The sequence below is a fragment of the Ruegeria sp. TASC047 genome (genome assembly GCF_059612445.1).
This window is the reverse complement of sequence record NZ_JBXWQP010000055.1, coordinates 1-15384: the sequence shown is the minus strand read 5'-3', so window position 1 is coordinate 15384 and position 15384 is coordinate 1. Positions and strand designations below refer to the sequence as shown.

Sequence of the window (15384 nt, the reverse complement as noted above, 5' to 3'; positions counted from 1 at the left end):
GAAGCCATCATTCCGATGGATCAGAGGCCGATCATGCACTAACAATCAAAATGGACCAGTCAGATGAGGCTGCTCAGGTTCTCTGGTTCCTATCCAGAAAGGCCGCGCACTTGTGGAACAAGAGATTTTCGCAGCCGCCTCAGAGAAGGTTCGTGTATTTGGGATCGAGCTTCTCGATATCCGTTTCAAGCGGATCAATTACAATGAGAGTGTGCGTCCGAAGATCTATGACCGCATGATCTCTGAGCGCCGTCAGATCGCTGAACGTTTTCTTTCCGAAGGCAATGGCGAAGCCGCGCGAATTCGCGGCAACCGGGTTCGCGATCTGAACAAGATACAATCCGAAGCGTATCGCGCCGTCGAGGAAATCCGCGGCGTGGCTGACGCCTCGGCGGCTGCGATCAGCCTCTGTAGCTCTATGGTTCACAATCGTTTTGCGGTTCGTTTGGTAAGCTAGAGAAGTGTCTCCGGTGCGGGCAATCCACAGGGGATCAAATTGCCTGTGGATAACTGGGGGTGGAAGGGTTTACACAGTCAGTCCACCGCTACACCATATATGGTATGAGCAGTACCGCTCTAAGCCTGATCGACGTCATTACCATTATTGGAACGGTGGCATCGGTGGCAGGTTTGGTCGTCGCACTGAGAAAGTATCGCCATAAGTAACAGTGCAACGACCTAAGCTTAGAAACCTATCTAGCAGGCGGGCACTGGAAACAGTGTCCGTCATGACGCACAGTAATCAACGAAACCAACTTGCATCAAGTCAAATACGGTTTTTCGACGCGCAGTGGGCCATTTCTGTTGTTCACGACGTTAGAACAACAGATTGTGGCGACAAACTTATTCACACGTACTTCGAGCAGCTAAAGAGTATATGATGAAAACCCTAAATCTGTCCGGTAGACGCTGACTTCAGACACCTTAACACAAGTGTGGACCAGTTCTGTTGGGGAGGCTCATTGGGAGGCGCATTTTCCGATCTATACATCCGGTTCTCCTCGCAGTATGGACTGCGCTTCTACTATGACCCGTGTGTCGGAAGCTCTGAGGGTGACCGTATCACTCCGGAGAGCTGAGCCATGAACCCGACACTCGCAATCGCATTGAAGCGTAAAGGATATGACACGCTGACCCCTGTTCAGGAGGCCGTGTCCGCACCGGATTTGCAGGGACGAGACTTGTTAGTTTCGGCGCAGACCGGATCAGGAAAAACCATCGCGTTCGGCTTGGCCATCGCACCAACAATTTTGAGCGATGCGCAGGTTTTCGATGTGGCAGGCGCGCCTTTGGCGTTGGTTGTTGCGCCGACGCGAGAGTTGGCGCTGCAGGTCAAACGAGAACTGGGGTGGCTCTATGCGGATGCGGGGGCCTTCATTGCCTCATGCGTTGGCGGCATGGATATGCGCGACGAACGCCGGGCGCTGTCCCGAGGGGCACATATTGTGGTCGCGACACCAGGGCGGTTGCGGGATCATATCATGCGCGGCTCGATTGATTTGGCATCCGTACGCGCCGTTGTGTTGGATGAGGCTGACGAAATGCTCGACCTTGGATTCCGTGAAGATCTGGAATTCATCCTCGAACAAACGCAATCAGACCGCCAGACACTATTGTTCTCGGCAACGGTACCGCGCGCCATCGCCACCTTGGCTGCCCGGTACCAAAGGGATGCCGAGCGTGTAAGTACTGTCAGTGAGCGGATGCAACACGCCGATATCGAGTACCGTGCGATGAATGTGGCTCCACGTGACGGTGAAAATGCTATCATTAACGTGCTACGCTACTACGAGGCTCCTAACGCCATCGTTTTCTGCAACACGCGCGCCATGGTCAGTCGTCTGACAGCCCGACTGTCCAACCGCGGGTTTTCGGTTGTGGCTCTTTCCGGAGAACTGACCCAAGGTGAACGGTCAAACGCCTTGCAAGCCATGCGTGACGGACGGGCCCGCGTCTGTGTAGCGACCGATGTCGCGGCGCGCGGAATTGATCTGCCAAATCTGGATCTGGTGATCCATGCGGAACTGCCCAGCAGTCATGAAACGCTTTTGCACCGTTCAGGCCGAACTGGACGTGCAGGGCGCAAAGGTGTCAGCACACTGATCGTTGCACCGGCTTCTTACAAAAAAGCCCAAAGGCTGTTGAAATTCGCTAAACTCACGGCCGATTGGGGTGCGGCGCCCTCCGCTGAAGAGGTCAAAGCGCAAGACCTGCAACGGATGTTCGGATCGGAGGACTGGTGCTCTGAAATAACAAAGACCGAGCGGCAGTCAGTCAACGAACTGGTAGAAAGGTTCTCGCCAGAACAACTCGCTGCGGCATATGTCCGTCAATACAACAGGGCGCATTCCGCTCCGGAAGAACTAAACGACATTCAGGAAGCGGCGCCAAAGCAAAGCGCACCTTTTGGTCCGAGTGTTTGGTTTTCGCTGTCAGAAGGGCGCAACGAAAATGCGTCTCCGCGATATCTACTTCCTATGGTGTGCAAGGCGGGGAACATCACGAAATCCGATGTCGGTGCGATCCGGATCGTTGACGACGAGACCTATATCGAAATTCGCGAAAGCAGCGTCGCCGGTTTTTTGGAGGCGATTGGGCCGGAAATGAAGATCGAGGGTACAAAAGACATTGTGCAGTTGGATTCAGCCCCCGATTTGTCGAACTCAGCAAAGACAAGCTTCAACCGGTCCGCCAAAGGCAAGAAAGGTCTGGAAAAGACTGCACGCAAACCGAGCCGACTTGTCGAGCCGCAGCCTGCGAAAGCGCGGAAAAAGACTGTGTCCAAGCCCCCTGAAAAGGCCAAAGTTGAAGCCAAGCCCAAACGCGATGACGACAACCGCAGTGGTCTGAGTAAAAAACTTGACCGCCGCCCAAAAGGCCCGCCACCGCCAAAGGGTAAGCCCAACAGCAAGAAAAACCGTGCACGCGCTGCGGCAAATAAGGGCGGTAACGCTGTGCCAAGGCGTTCAAAGTAAGTCGAAGCGTTTGCACAGGCCCCTCCGGACATTGGCCATGCCAAAACTCCGCTGGGTTCCATCCGTTAGACCAGACTTTCGCAGCGCCTGCGAGCCCGGGCGATAGACATAATCATAACCTGCGGACCATACTTTTGCTCCATTCGGCCATGCAAGTTGATGGCAGACTCAGCTCGAGTTCTTGATAACCAGAGGATTATAATGTGGTGATGCCGGGAGTTTTTTCGGCCAGCGCCCTGACGATTTCTTTTTTGGGATAGAACGGAAAACGGTTCGGTGCTGACAGCACCTGCTCTTTGGAGAAGTACCTTCAGTCGATCCGATGCATCGGACCTGTGGATATGTCGGACCGCACCAAAGCCAAGTGAGACAATGGAGGTACCGTTGGGTGCAATTGAGTTTCACCAGCGCTGCCGTCTATTTTTCCCAATCCTGCGGGTCAAAGCACATTGTTATCATCTCGTTGTGCTTGTAAGGACGTTGCACAGTCCGAAAGGGCCGCGCCGTGCGGGCGTGATGGAATGGTAGACATATCAGACTTAAAATCTGAAGGGCGTATGCCCGTGTGGGTTCGAGTCCCACCGCCCGCACCAGGCACTTTCGAAAGCTGCATTCCGCCGCCCGGTTTGCGCGTCATCGGTATCGCAAATGCAGTGAAACGCAGCCTACGTCGTCATGGCGTCATATTCATGACTAGGACTATACCGGATACCCTAATTCCCGGATCAGCCTCCAGATGTTCTGGTTTGCGGCGGAAAGCTGATTGACGACCGCTTCGATTTCGCGAAGCGCATCATCATCTACCGTATCCGCGCGACCCAGTTTTATGTCGGTCTTGCGGTCAGCAATCCGCATCAGGATCGTTTTCGGGTTTCCGCTCTCCTGATCGAACGAATAGATGCAGTGGTTATACTTGTTTCGGATGCCCGAAAGCTTGCTGAGCCGTTGCGTGCGTTCAAGGATCGGGTCGCGAACCTGCGCGGGCATTCCCTCCATCTTGGCAAGCCGTTCAACCAGGTCAATACGCGCGCGGGTTGTGTTCAGGGTCAGGAAGATAATGACGGCCACGTCTTTCGACGTTCCGGAAAGGCCAGCGATCAGGTGGATCAGCAGGCTTTCGGTGTTGGTCCACATGTAGTTCAGCCTGCCAACCAGAAGGATCAGGCGATCGAACCGGGCTTCAAACGTGTCAGTCAAGGGCGGAGTGCTGCGCCTCGTGTGGCGCAACCTCGTAGTAGAAATGCGCGGCAGCGGTGCGGTTGCTGACGCCGATCTTACCAACCACGTTGTGCATATGCAGTTTGACCGTGTGTTCCGTAATTCCCAGCTTGGCCGCGATCAACTTGTTGCTTTTGCCCTGCGAGACAAGTTGCAGGACCTGCTTCTCGCGACGCGTCAGCTTCAGGTACCGCGACTGCTGGTCGACACCATTTGGGACATTTGTCACTGGACGGGCTGGGATGTCCCGCGTGCGCTGGCCAGGAAAGGCGACGCAATCTGCAAGGAAGCTGGGTAGGTACAGTTCTTCATGCATCAGCAGCCTGAGGATGGCGCGCCAGGCATCGGGCGCCACATTCATGGGTAGAAATCCGATTTCGCCGAACTGCGTGCGATCCCAGGATTCAAACATATGCCGGGCCGATTCTTCTTTGCGATAGGCAAAGGCAAGACAGCCGGACCCGGTACTTTTGGTATAGGCTATTGGGCGCGCCAACAGGTCTTCAAGCATCATCTGGTCAACAACAATAATCTTGCTGCAGCCGGGTGTGTGGCCGTTCATGGATTCGAGGGTTTCGAACCGCCGGGCACGAACCCCGAATTCAGTTTGAACGCTTCTTAGGGTCTGATTGGAGTAGAATAATTCTTTTCCAATAAAGACAACCGAAAAATCTTCTGAATAAAGATCCTGATTGGCAGTTTCTTCTATCAATGACACACTCATCACATTCCCTCGCAAACAGGGTCAACCAAAAATTGCTAATTTGAATTCTGGCGGTCTAAAATAGTTAACTAATCAAATAGGTAATTAACTTTTATTATACTCGAAAGCATGGTTTTCCACAACCGGGAGGAGTTCTTCCAGAGCCCGTGCCATAGAACTTTCGGTTAGGTTTCCGCTTGGGCTTTTGTGCAACCAGCGGAAACAATTGAATTATTTTGTTGCGATTTTTTGTAGGTGGGTCATGCGGGGCAGGCGAGCGCAAACTCAGGTGTGTTCTAAAAGTAAGTAATAAAAACAACGTTGTAACCACCTCAAAACTTTCGACTAGCTAGGCGTGGGCGTGCGTCGCTGCGAACATGGCTGGGCTTCAATTGTCGAAGCGCCTGTCCCTGTCGCGCCGGTCATTGCGTATTCAAGCAACCTTCATGATCCGTCGCGCTTTCGGCTTAGCTGGGAAAGGAGGTGGCCATTTAGAAACTTTCACAGACCGCTTTCAGCGCGTTCATGCGCTGCGCGGATATTTTTGTTTCAATCTCGCCTGATGCCGCTTTTTAGATGAATGGCGGTCTGGCGTTCCAGAAATAGGAATTTGTCATGAGACGTAATGTGAATAATACAAACGTAACGACCGTCGACGAAATTAATGTCGAGAATCTGGAAGCTCCGGTAAATGTTGAAATCCCGATTGATGAGGCGTTTGTCGAAGCTGATCTGACTGCACAACAGCAGCAACAGGACCAGACTGTCGAAAACTCCAACGATCAGGGCCAGGACCAAAATCAAGGCCAGGATCAGGGTCAGGAACAAGGCCAGGACCAAGGCCAAGATCAGGGCCAGGATCAGGATCAAGGTCAGGACCAGACGCTCAATGCCGGAGATAACACCAACGACAATTCAAACAGCAACGCGATCAATATCGACTTTGGTGGCGGAGAGTGGATTCCGCGCGATGATGATCAGGTTGATCTGGACTTCGGAGATAACGCGTCGGTTGGCGACGTAATCACCGCAGGCCGTGATCTGAACTATGATCCCGGCGATGACATGAATGTCGATATCTCAATGGATGGTGCCGGAGCCGCAATGGCGTCCGTCAACAGTCAGGTCGCCAGCCTGAGCGATGACGACACGCTGGAATCGGCGTCAGTTTCGAACAATTCCGGTTTCTATCAGAATGGTAGCGCCTATGGCGGCACCGCCAACGCTGAAGAAGGTATCGGCGTCAAGTCCAACGGTGGAGATTCGGGCGACGGTGGTACCAGCTATGGTGGTTCGGCAGACTCGACCACGCTGGGCAGCCATGCGTTTGGTGCCGGTGGCGATACCGGCAGTGCCGACGCGGATTCGAGTGGCGGCGCTGGCGGTGATACCGGTGACGCAAATAACGCCAGCATTGGTGTCGGTCTGTCCGGCGCAGGGGCTGACGGTGACAGCACCGGCGGCGACGGCGGCGACGCTGACAGTTCGTCTTCTGCTGACAACGACGGCAGCACAAGCGTTGATGGTGACGGAACCGGCGGTAACGGCGGAAGCGCAGATTCGTTTGGTCTGGGACTGGGCCTTGGTCTGTCCGGCTCGAATGCCTCGGGTAGCGCCGATGGCGGCGACAGCGATTCCGACTCGAGCGGCACGGGCTTTGGTCTGGCGGGCAATGACGTAGACGCCGAAGGTTCCGACGGCGGTGACGGCAGCGCTTCGACAGACGGTTCGTCGTCGAATTCCAGTGACAGCACAACCGAAGCCAATGATGCAACTGCGGGCAGCAACGCAGCAGAAGGCAGCGCTGACAGTGGTGCGGACAGCTCGGCTGACGGAACTGGCGGACCTGGCACCGGCGGTGAAGGCTCTGGCGGGGAAGGGACCGGTGGTGAAGGATCCGGTGGCGACGGCACGGGCGGTGACGGTACCGGCGGTGACGGCGAAGGCGGATTTGCCGCTATGGTCGAAGCTGCAATCATGGCCCTGCAGGAAGAGCTTGGCATGGTTGATGCCGAAGCGGGTGAAGGCGGTGACGGAACCGGCGGTGACGGAACCGGTGGCGACGGTTCGGGCGGCGATGGCGCTGGTGGCGACGGCTCAGGCGGTGACGGTTCGGGCGGCGATGGTTCCGGTGGAACCGCCGACGCGGATTCGGATGCGCAGGGTGTTGGCGATCAGTCCGCAAGCGGGCCTGATATCAACCAAAGCCCAGGTGACGTGAACGGTGCGTCCAGCAATTCGCAGAACACGGATGGCAGCGGTGGTGATGGCGGATCCAATTCGGCCAACGGCACAGCGGACGCAACGGGCTCTGGTACGTCTGCAGCAGACGGTGACGGCGGAGCAGGCGGCACAACGACGCCCACATCCACGTCTTCGGGCAACGGTGCCGGATCCGCCGATGCGGCCAATACCGCCGGTGATGGCGGAGCGGCGGATGTATTCGGTGATGCGGATACAAACGGCGCCGCCGACAGCCTGGCCGAAGCTATCGCCGGATATGGCGGTTCGGGCATGTCCGATAACGATGCCACATCGACCGGTTCGGGCGATGCGACCGGTGCGGCCAGCTCGGGTGCCGGTGGTGCCGGCGGCGCGTCTGCCGCAAATGGCGGAGCCAGCGGATACTCGACCGGCACAGCCATGTCCGGTGACACTATGGGTGGAACCATCACGGGCGGCAGCGCGGCCGGTGCCTATTCAGGTGACGGTGGTGCAGGCGGCAACGCTGGCAACTGGGGCTCGAATAACGGTGGCGATGGCATCGTGACCGGCGAGTCCTATGCCTCGGCAGCGGCTGTTGTCGACACCTCGGCCTTTAACCAGTCGATTGTCATGGGGGCCAACGTGCTTGGCAACTCGGTCGATACGACCATGGTCGGTGGCTCGATGACCTCGTCCTACGCAAGCGACGACAACGACGCATAAGTCATAAGGCGGGGCCCGCATTATTGGGCCTCGCTGTTTTCGAAAATGCCGGGGCCGCGCGCTGTGGCCCCGGCCCAACTGAACCCAAAGCGGAAATTCTGGCCGGTGCGGGTGAAAAAGGATGACCGACATGGCCCTTGACGCAATTACGGAAACGATAGCGCATTTTGTTGGAACATTTGAACTTACGATCGAACAGGCCCGGCTGCGGGACCAGTATGATGAATTCACTGCCCTGAGGCGAAAAGCCGAAATTGACGGGCTGGACGATCCTGCTGCGATCCATATCAGGGCCGATCTTGATATCCCGGTGGGCGAGTACAAACTCCTCACATACAATTTTGCCCCACCTCAACCTAACCTGCCACTACCAGATGTGCCGAAGGGGCCTGTACATGAATCGGTGATCATCCTTGGTGGAGATGGGCCGGTTTCCGAGCGTTTTGTCCCGGACGACACGATTGGACCGTCATCCGCGCCAGCGCTTGTCATTCTGCGGCCTGACAATGTGCCGTTGGGGTCGGCGGTGAGTTACGTTAAGCAAAAGGTTTTCCTGCGCGACAACGACACGGTGGGCGAGGGTGAATTTCGCGACACGGATGCGCTGATCGCAAAAGGTGAGCAGATGCTGGACATGGCGTTGTCACTTCATGCCGTGGCAAGCCCGTCATTTTCACTCGCGGACTACCAGTCAATCGAGATGGTCGAGGCATTGGCCGAACAGATGTTGAACCCAATGAACGGGGATGTGGATGGAGTCACCGTGTATCAGTTCCATGGCGATGATGCCTTGGGCGTGATCGTCAATGGCGAGCACATGGCCGAAGCACCTGAATGGACCGACCTGTTGCCTGCTTTCCATCAGCCGGATGAAGCGACTGGCGATGAAGCGGACACGCCGTGGCCCGCCGAATGGGACCAGTCCAAGGATTCCGATTTTGACGACGGGCATCTGGTGGTGACCGGTGGTAATCTGGCGATCAATGCAGTGTCTGCGACTATTGGTTGGGTGGATGCTCCGTACATTGTTGTAGGCGGGCAGGCCATCAATCTGACGGTCATCAGTCAGGTCGCGCTTGTCTCCGACTGGGACGTAGGTGCCATGAATGCCGGAAGCGGTACCAACCTGGTTCAGTCTTCGGTGATCGAAGTCGAAGGCAAAGAGGCCGCCTGGCTGGACGATGTCGACGGAACAAGCGGCCAGCCCGCTTATGTTGTTGTCGACTGGGTTCACGGCGATCTGGTGGTCGCGAATTTCATCAACCAAAGTATTGATGCCACCGATATTGATCACATTCAGACCGAAATTTCAGCCACATCCACGCTTTACGTGCTGGGCGACAACGAAATGTACAATGTCGCCGATATCGTGCAGTTGGGCAGCTACTACGATCTGATCATGATCGGCGGAAACATGATTTCAGTCGATATGCTGGTTCAATCCATGGCCCTTATGGATGACGACATCATCAGCGGCGGAGTGCCCGCGTCGGTGATGGACGGTGATGAAAACCTGCTCATGAACGACGCGTCGGTCAAAACGATCGGCAAGGACATTCACCAGGATATGCAACAGAATATGGCGGACGCGCTTGCCATACCGGAAATGGACATGGACGCGTTGGAAGACGCGCTTCTGAATGATCCGATGTTCGCCGGGATGGAGCAGTTGCGCGTCCTTAAGATCGACGGCGATCTTATGCAGGTGAACATCGTCAATCAGGCCACGATGATGCTGGATCAGGATGATATTGACCTGTCCGGCCCGAATGCTGCCGGGGCCGATGTAGTCGCGGGCAGCAACGCCATGCTGAACACCGCGCATCTGACCAAGATGGGTGTGGACTCGACGGTCATGGCAGCTGACGGGTCGTATTCCGATCTGCTGCTGCATCAGGCCAGCCTGATCGATATGCCTGACAACGACGAGATTACCGCGATGACCAATGAGGCTATTGCGGCCATCATGGGTGACATGACCGTCGCGCAACCGGATGCGGCCCTGGCACTGAATACCCCAGCTCTTGATGCAACAACACCTGACGACGGCCTGCAAACCATGCTGGCCTGATCCCCCAAGATTTTTACCGAGTGACCAGAAGGTTTCTACATGTCGTTTGTTTTTTCGTCGCGCCGCCACCCCTTATCCAGCCCGCTGGACAGGCAAGGCGGGTTGGGTCTGAAGCGTCAGGATCCCGAACCAGGGGCAGATCCTGCAAAACGGGCCACAGGTGCCACCACCCGACTGCATCTGACGCAGGAGTTCCGAGTGCCTGAACCAGATCAAAACCGGCCGGTTGAAAACGATGCGTTGAAACCGGCCAAAGACCAGAAACACTCATGTGAACAACCGCGCGCTGAACCTCCCCATTGGCGTGCGCCGCCGCAGCCCGTGCAAGACAAGGACATCGCGGGCGGTGGTGACGGGGTGGCTGATGCTGACGGCCCGGATCATGCAACCGCGGACGAAACGACAGCGCGCAAGACCCCCTCTGCGCGCGCGTCCGGCGCGGATCACATGGGCGCGACGATCGAGGCCAAGGCAAACCAGCCACTGTTGCGGACAAACTCCGGCGGCGGTGACGGGAACGGGCCGCCCCAAACCTTTCACAAGCGCACCCCGCCCGAGGATTTCCAGCGCACATTGCGGGATTCGATCCGGGCGATCCGGCGTAACCTTGCATTTGTTCTGGTGCTGACCTGCGCGACCAATATTCTGATCCTGTCGATTCCGATCTACCTGTTTCAGATCAGTGACAGGGTTCTGACCAGCCGATCTTTGGATACGCTGATCATGTTGACGGCGATCGTCGCCGGGGCCGTGATCTTTCAGTCAGCCTTTGATGCGGTGCGGCGGTTTACGCTGATGCGAACCGGTGTCGAGGTTGCCGTTCGTTTGGGTGCCCCGGTGCTTAGTGCGGCTGCGCACGCGTCGTTGCATGGAAACGGGCGCGAGTATCAGACGCTTGGCGATTTGCAGCAGCTGCGGGGTTTTCTGGTTTCCGGCACGCTGATCTCGTTTTTGGACGTGCCATTCGCGCCACTGTTCATTCTGATGATCTTTCTCGTGCACCCGCAACTGGGCATGATCGTCGTGGTGACAGCGCTGATTCTGATGACGATTGCGCTGATCAACCAGAAAATGACAGCCAAACCGTTTGCCGAGGCAAACAGGGCACAATCCATGGCGAACCTGCATCTGGATTCCATGTCGCGCAACAGCCAGATCATCAACGCCTTGGCCATGATCCCCGAGGCGGTGCGGATCTGGGGGCGGGACACCGCCCAATCCCTGACCTGGCAGGTGCGCGCGCAGGACCGAAACGTGATCTTCGCGGCGATTTCGCGCGCTGTTCGTCTGCTGACTCAGATTGGCATTCTGGGTTGGGGCGCATTTCTGGCACTGCAGGGAGAGATTACCGGCGGAATGGTGATCGCGGCCTCAATCATTGCCGGGCGCGCCTTTGCGCCCATCGAAGGTTCGATTGAAGGGTGGAACAGTTACCTGCTGACGCGCGCGGCCTATGGACGGATCAAGGCGCTGCTGTCAACCTCGGCCCTGCAACACGAGAAGTTGCGCCTGCCGCGCCCCGAAGGCCGGCTGGATGTTGAGCGGTTGCTCTATGTCCCCGGTGGAACCAAACGTGTGGTTCTGAACGGGATTACCTTCTCACTCACCCCCGGTGAAACACTGGCCATTATCGGCAATTCCGGTGCGGGCAAAACCACCTTGGGCAAAACCCTTGTCGGGTCCGTTCTGCCCACGTCGGGAAGTGTGCGGCTGGACCTGATGGATATCCGCAACTGGGACCCGCGCCAGTTTGGAGAAAGCATAGGTTATCTGCCGCAGGATGTGCAGCTGTTCCCCGGAACCATCAAGGACAATATCGGCCGGATGCGTGCCGATGCCACGGACGAACAGATCCATGACGCCGCTGTTCTGGCCGATGTACACAACATGATCGCAACCTTGCCGCAGGGATATGAGACTGTGGTGGCCTCCGATGGATCGCCTTTATCGGGCGGACAGAAACAACGCATTGCGCTGGCGCGGGCGTTTTTTGGGAACCCACGAATGGTGGTGCTGGACGAGCCGAACTCGAACCTTGACGTTGCCGGGGACAAAGCCTTGGCGCGTGCCATTGAACAGGCGCGCGAAAGCAAGATTACCGTGGTCGTCATCACGCAGAAACCGACGCTGCTGAACGTGGTCGACAAGATCATGTTGCTGACCGATGGGCGCGTCGCGCTGTTCGGTCAGCGCGAGCAGGTTCTTCAGCAGATCAACGGGCCGCGCAAACGGACCGGAATTGAAGGGCAACAGGGAGGCTGACCATGAATGACCTCGTACCCGTAAGGCACTCTGCCGGTGAACCTGACGTCTGGTATGCGGAAGTTCCGCGCTCGATCAACCGCTTCATTGTCATCGGTATAATCATGCTGGTCGTCTGTTTTGGCGGTTTCGGAGTGTGGTCCTTCAGCGCCCCGCTGGCGGCGGCGGTCATCGCGCAGGGCAGCTTTGTCGCCACCGGACGCAACAAGATTGTCCAGCACCTTGAGGGCGGGATCATCGAAGACATCAAGGTCACTGAGGGGCAATCGGTTCAGGCAGGTCAGGTGCTGATGACGCTGGATCAGACCTCGGCCCAGGCCAATGAGCGCGAGCTGTTCATCCGCAAATTGCGCTTGCAGGCGATGACCGAGCGGTTGCTGGCGGAATATGGGGAACGGGATCGTCTGGTCTTTACGCCAGATCTGGTCGAGGCCTCCAAAGACGTGGAAGTCATGGCCATTCTCGACGGTCAAATGCTCAGCTTTGATGTGTCGCGCAAGACCTTGCTGAATGATGTGGCACTTTTGGAACGCAATATGGAGGCTTTGAAGATCCGGGCAAGCGGCTTTGAGGCCCAATTGGACAGCATGGTCACACGTGCCGAGATCTTGCAGGAAGAGTACGAGTCCAAAAACCAGCTTTTCCAGAAAGGGCTGGTTCGAAAGGGCGAATTGAACACGATCCGGCGTGTGCAGGCCGAAGCCGAGGGGCAGCAGGCCCGGTTGCAGGCGGAGGCCGCTGAAATCAATCAGATGCTTCTGAAATACCAGGAACAGATTACGCGCACCCGATCCGCCTATCGCGAGGCTGCACTGGATGAATTGGGCGTGGTCGAGGCAGATCTGGAAAGCGTGCGCGAAAAATCCCGTCAGGCCCGTAATGTCCTGGACCGGGCCGTGGTACGGGCTCCTGTGACCGGGACAGTGGTTCGCCTGCATTATCATACTCCGGGTGGTGTGATCGAAACGGGCGAACCCATTGCCGAAATCCTGCCTGCCGATGCGCCGTTGATTATTGAGGCGCAAATCCCACGCACCGAGATTGATAGTGTGGTAACCGGGCAGACCGCCTCGGTGCGACTGATCGCGCTCAATCAGCGCACAACGCCGGTTTTGTACGGAGAAGTCTTTTATGTCTCTGCCGACGCGCTGCTTGAAGAGGCGGCAGGCGTTCCAAAAGAGGTATATCTGGCGCGTATCTCACTTACCCCAGACGAGCTGCACCGGGTCAGCGGCTTTGTTCCGACCCCCGGCATGCCTGCGGAAATCATGATCCAAACCGAGGAACGAACTTTTGCGGCCTATATCGCCAAACCTGTGTCGGACAGCATGTCGCGTGCGTTTCGCGAGCAATAACCTAGGTGCCTAAGGCCGTTGTTCTACTTACATCAATTCGCCCATAACCCATTTGCGAGTTGCGTGTAGGAGAACGCGCGTGCCTTTGACGGTGCAAGACTTGGGTTTTCACACGCTCCACATCCTTGGCGGGTTGGCGGATCGGCTCAACGGTGGTTGCGAAATCACAGGTTCATGAAGCGCCAGATTTCCGCATCTGATGCAAATCAATGCAAAACACATTCGAATCGAGACATGTTTGGCCGGAAGTCATCATAAGGAACACCCGACCATGTTTCGCCTTGCCGCCATGCTGTATTCACTGATCGCCACTGCCATTTCAGGTTCTGCCGTAATCGCTGTGCTGTCTGCGGGATTGGTTTCCGTCAGCGCAATTGTCGGTGCCGCAGTTGCTGGGGCGGTCATCGCTGCTCCGGCGTCGTGGATGGTGGCCCGGCGGCTGTACCGGGGCGCCTGATCAGGCGTTCAGGAACGTCCGAGTCGCCGCTTCGAATTCACGTGGCTTTTCGGCGTGCAGCCAATGCCCGGCTCCGGGTATTTTGGCAAAACGCGCGCCGGAAAACAGCGAGCGGATTTCAGGGCGGTGTTCCGGCAGGACATAATCCGATGCCGCGCCCGACAGGAACAGGGCGGGGCCATTCCATGTGGCGTCCAACTTGGGGAAGCCCATGATCTTTGGCATCTCGGCTGCAAGAACATCCAGATTAAGCAGCCACCGTTTTCCCTTGATATCCAGCGATTGGGTGAAAAAGCTTTGCAACGCTTTCTCAACACCTTGATCGGCCAATTGCATTTCCGCATCCGACCGGCGGGTGATGCGCGAAAAATCAACAGCCCGCATGGCCTCGATGAACTGGATTTGGCTGTGCGCGTATTGAACCGGCGCGATGTCGGCGACCACCAGCTTGTTCACCAACCCATTGTGCCGCAGGGCCAGGGTCATGGCAGCCTTTCCGCCCATGGAATGTCCAAGAACATCCGCCACGCCGCCGATCTGTTCTATGACTTCGGCGATATCCTGTGCCAGATGGGGATAATCATGGCTCGGGTCCCACATGCTGTAAGCATGGTTGCGCATGTCCACCGCCACAACCTGCCGTTCGTCTGAAAGCCTTTTGGCAATGACGCCCCAATTCCGAGCAGATCCGTAAAGGCCGTGTGCTATTACCAGCGGTGGGCGGGCGGTCGGTTCGCCATGTACAATCGTGTTCAGCATAGCTTGCGTGATACAAGCGCCTACAGCGGATCACCAGCCCCATTGTAGGTCTTTGTGGTGCAGGCTAGATTGCGGCGGCAGGAGAGAGCCCATGCCTCAGGACCCAGACATTCAGACCCGGATCGCCGAGACGGTGGCCTTGCTGCGTGCAAAGCTTGGCGTGCGCGACAAGACGCTAGAGGCATCCATTCGCAAGGCAAAACGACGTCTGCCGCGCCGGGTGTACCGGCAGGCCATGGTGCTTGCCCGGTCCGAGGCGATGGCGTCGCACCCGAAGATGCGGTTGATTCTGGATACTCCCAAGCTCGTCAGGGCGTCGGACGTGGTGCAGGACCATCTGGGAAGCATCAACCTTGCGGACCGCAGGTGGGGCTGGTTCCTTGGTTTGCTGGGGGGGCTGGCTTTCAACCTGTTGGCTCTGACAGCGCTGTTGCTTGTCTTTCTGTGGTGGCGCGATTTGATCTGACTTTCAGAAGGCTGCCAAGCTGACGCGTGGCCAGATCCCCCTCTATCGAAGCGACTGCTCAAACAACAAAAAACGGCGCCTCAAGAGCGCCGTTTTCTTTTCTTTTTAAACGTTTACAGGTTCGGGTAGATAGGGAAGCGGTTGCAGAGGTCTGCGACCTGGGCGCGGACGCGGGCTTCGACTTCGGCGT

11 protein-coding genes and 1 tRNA gene are annotated in these 15384 nt (G+C 56.9%); 9 read left to right on the top strand and 3 right to left on the bottom strand.

Going from position 1 to position 15384, the window contains the following annotated elements:
- The first annotated feature begins 82 nt into the window (after positions 1 to 82).
- The 3 genes from AC2FLO_RS20725 to AC2FLO_RS20715 all read left to right on the top strand — a co-directional run bounded on the left by AC2FLO_RS20725 (position 83) and on the right by AC2FLO_RS20715 (position 3568).
- A complete protein-coding gene (locus tag AC2FLO_RS20725; RefSeq protein WP_496755127.1) occupies positions 83 to 457 on the top strand; it encodes an SPFH domain-containing protein in 375 nt (124 codons plus the stop codon).
- A 625-nt stretch (positions 458 to 1082) separates the two neighbouring features.
- Complete coding sequence (locus tag AC2FLO_RS20720; protein WP_480588775.1) at positions 1083 to 2975, top strand: DEAD/DEAH box helicase; 1893 nt, start codon at positions 1083 to 1085, stop codon at positions 2973 to 2975.
- Positions 2976 to 3482: 507 nt separating this feature from the next.
- Positions 3483 to 3568: transfer RNA gene (locus AC2FLO_RS20715), tRNA-Leu, on the top strand.
- Between the two features lie 106 nt (positions 3569 to 3674).
- Here AC2FLO_RS20715 and AC2FLO_RS20710 read toward each other — a convergent pair.
- Entirely contained in the window at positions 3675 to 4172 is a 498-nt protein-coding gene (locus AC2FLO_RS20710; RefSeq protein ID WP_496755126.1) for a hypothetical protein, read from the bottom strand.
- Positions 4165 to 4917 carry a helix-turn-helix transcriptional regulator gene (locus AC2FLO_RS20705; protein WP_496806827.1) on the bottom strand — a complete coding sequence of 251 codons (753 nt, stop codon included), beginning with the start codon at positions 4915 to 4917 and terminating at the stop codon, positions 4165 to 4167. The genes AC2FLO_RS20710 and AC2FLO_RS20705 overlap by 8 nt, the downstream gene beginning before the upstream one ends.
- 594 nt (positions 4918 to 5511) lie before the next feature.
- On the opposite strand from AC2FLO_RS20705, the gene AC2FLO_RS20700 reads away from it, so the two are divergent.
- The 5 genes from AC2FLO_RS20700 (at position 5512) to AC2FLO_RS20680 (ending at position 13969) form a co-directional block, all read left to right on the top strand.
- The gene (locus tag AC2FLO_RS20700) at positions 5512 to 7824 is read left to right on the top strand and encodes a hypothetical protein (RefSeq protein ID WP_496811745.1); all 2313 of its coding nucleotides are present in this window, start codon (positions 5512 to 5514) and stop codon (positions 7822 to 7824) included.
- Positions 7825 to 7954: 130 nt separating this feature from the next.
- Complete coding sequence (locus tag AC2FLO_RS20695; RefSeq protein WP_496755121.1) at positions 7955 to 9895, top strand: type I secretion protein; 1941 nt, start codon at positions 7955 to 7957, stop codon at positions 9893 to 9895.
- A 39-nt stretch (positions 9896 to 9934) separates the two neighbouring features.
- On the top strand, positions 9935 to 12157 hold the full coding sequence (locus AC2FLO_RS20690) for a type I secretion system permease/ATPase (protein WP_496804450.1): 2223 nt from the start codon (positions 9935 to 9937) through the stop codon (positions 12155 to 12157).
- 2 nt (positions 12158 to 12159) lie between these two features.
- A complete protein-coding gene (locus AC2FLO_RS20685) occupies positions 12160 to 13512 on the top strand; it encodes an HlyD family type I secretion periplasmic adaptor subunit (protein WP_480484913.1) in 1353 nt (450 codons plus the stop codon).
- A gap of 271 nt (positions 13513 to 13783) precedes the next feature.
- Positions 13784 to 13969 carry a hypothetical protein gene (locus AC2FLO_RS20680; RefSeq protein WP_480588769.1) on the top strand — a complete coding sequence of 62 codons (186 nt, stop codon included), beginning with the start codon at positions 13784 to 13786 and terminating at the stop codon, positions 13967 to 13969.
- Here the strand turns inward: AC2FLO_RS20680 and AC2FLO_RS20675 are convergent, their stop codons facing one another.
- Entirely contained in the window at positions 13970 to 14728 is a 759-nt protein-coding gene (locus tag AC2FLO_RS20675; RefSeq protein WP_496755118.1) for an alpha/beta fold hydrolase, read from the bottom strand.
- Between the two features lie 91 nt (positions 14729 to 14819).
- Between AC2FLO_RS20675 and AC2FLO_RS20670 the strand changes: the two genes are divergently transcribed.
- Positions 14820 to 15194 carry a hypothetical protein gene (locus tag AC2FLO_RS20670; protein ID WP_209507997.1) on the top strand — a complete coding sequence of 125 codons (375 nt, stop codon included), beginning with the start codon at positions 14820 to 14822 and terminating at the stop codon, positions 15192 to 15194.
- Positions 15195 to 15384 lie beyond the last annotated feature (190 nt).

Excerpts from the sequence above, each read along its gene's own strand:
- AC2FLO_RS20680 (WP_480588769.1), top strand. The coding sequence starts at position 13,784 with ATGTTTCGCCTTGCCGCCATGCTGTATTCACTGATCGCCACTGCCATT.
- AC2FLO_RS20700 (WP_496811745.1), top strand. The coding sequence starts at position 5,512 with ATGAGACGTAATGTGAATAATACAAACGTAACGACCGTCGACGAAATT.
- AC2FLO_RS20670 (WP_209507997.1), top strand. The coding sequence starts at position 14,820 with ATGCCTCAGGACCCAGACATTCAGACCCGGATCGCCGAGACGGTGGCC.
- AC2FLO_RS20685 (WP_480484913.1), top strand. The coding sequence starts at position 12,160 with ATGAATGACCTCGTACCCGTAAGGCACTCTGCCGGTGAACCTGACGTC.
- AC2FLO_RS20720 (WP_480588775.1), top strand. The coding sequence starts at position 1,083 with ATGAACCCGACACTCGCAATCGCATTGAAGCGTAAAGGATATGACACG.
- AC2FLO_RS20695 (WP_496755121.1), top strand. The coding sequence starts at position 7,955 with ATGGCCCTTGACGCAATTACGGAAACGATAGCGCATTTTGTTGGAACA.
- AC2FLO_RS20675 (WP_496755118.1), bottom strand. The coding sequence starts at position 14,728 with ATGCTGAACACGATTGTACATGGCGAACCGACCGCCCGCCCACCGCTG.
- AC2FLO_RS20705 (WP_496806827.1), bottom strand. The coding sequence starts at position 4,917 with ATGAGTGTGTCATTGATAGAAGAAACTGCCAATCAGGATCTTTATTCA.
- AC2FLO_RS20690 (WP_496804450.1), top strand. The coding sequence starts at position 9,935 with ATGTCGTTTGTTTTTTCGTCGCGCCGCCACCCCTTATCCAGCCCGCTG.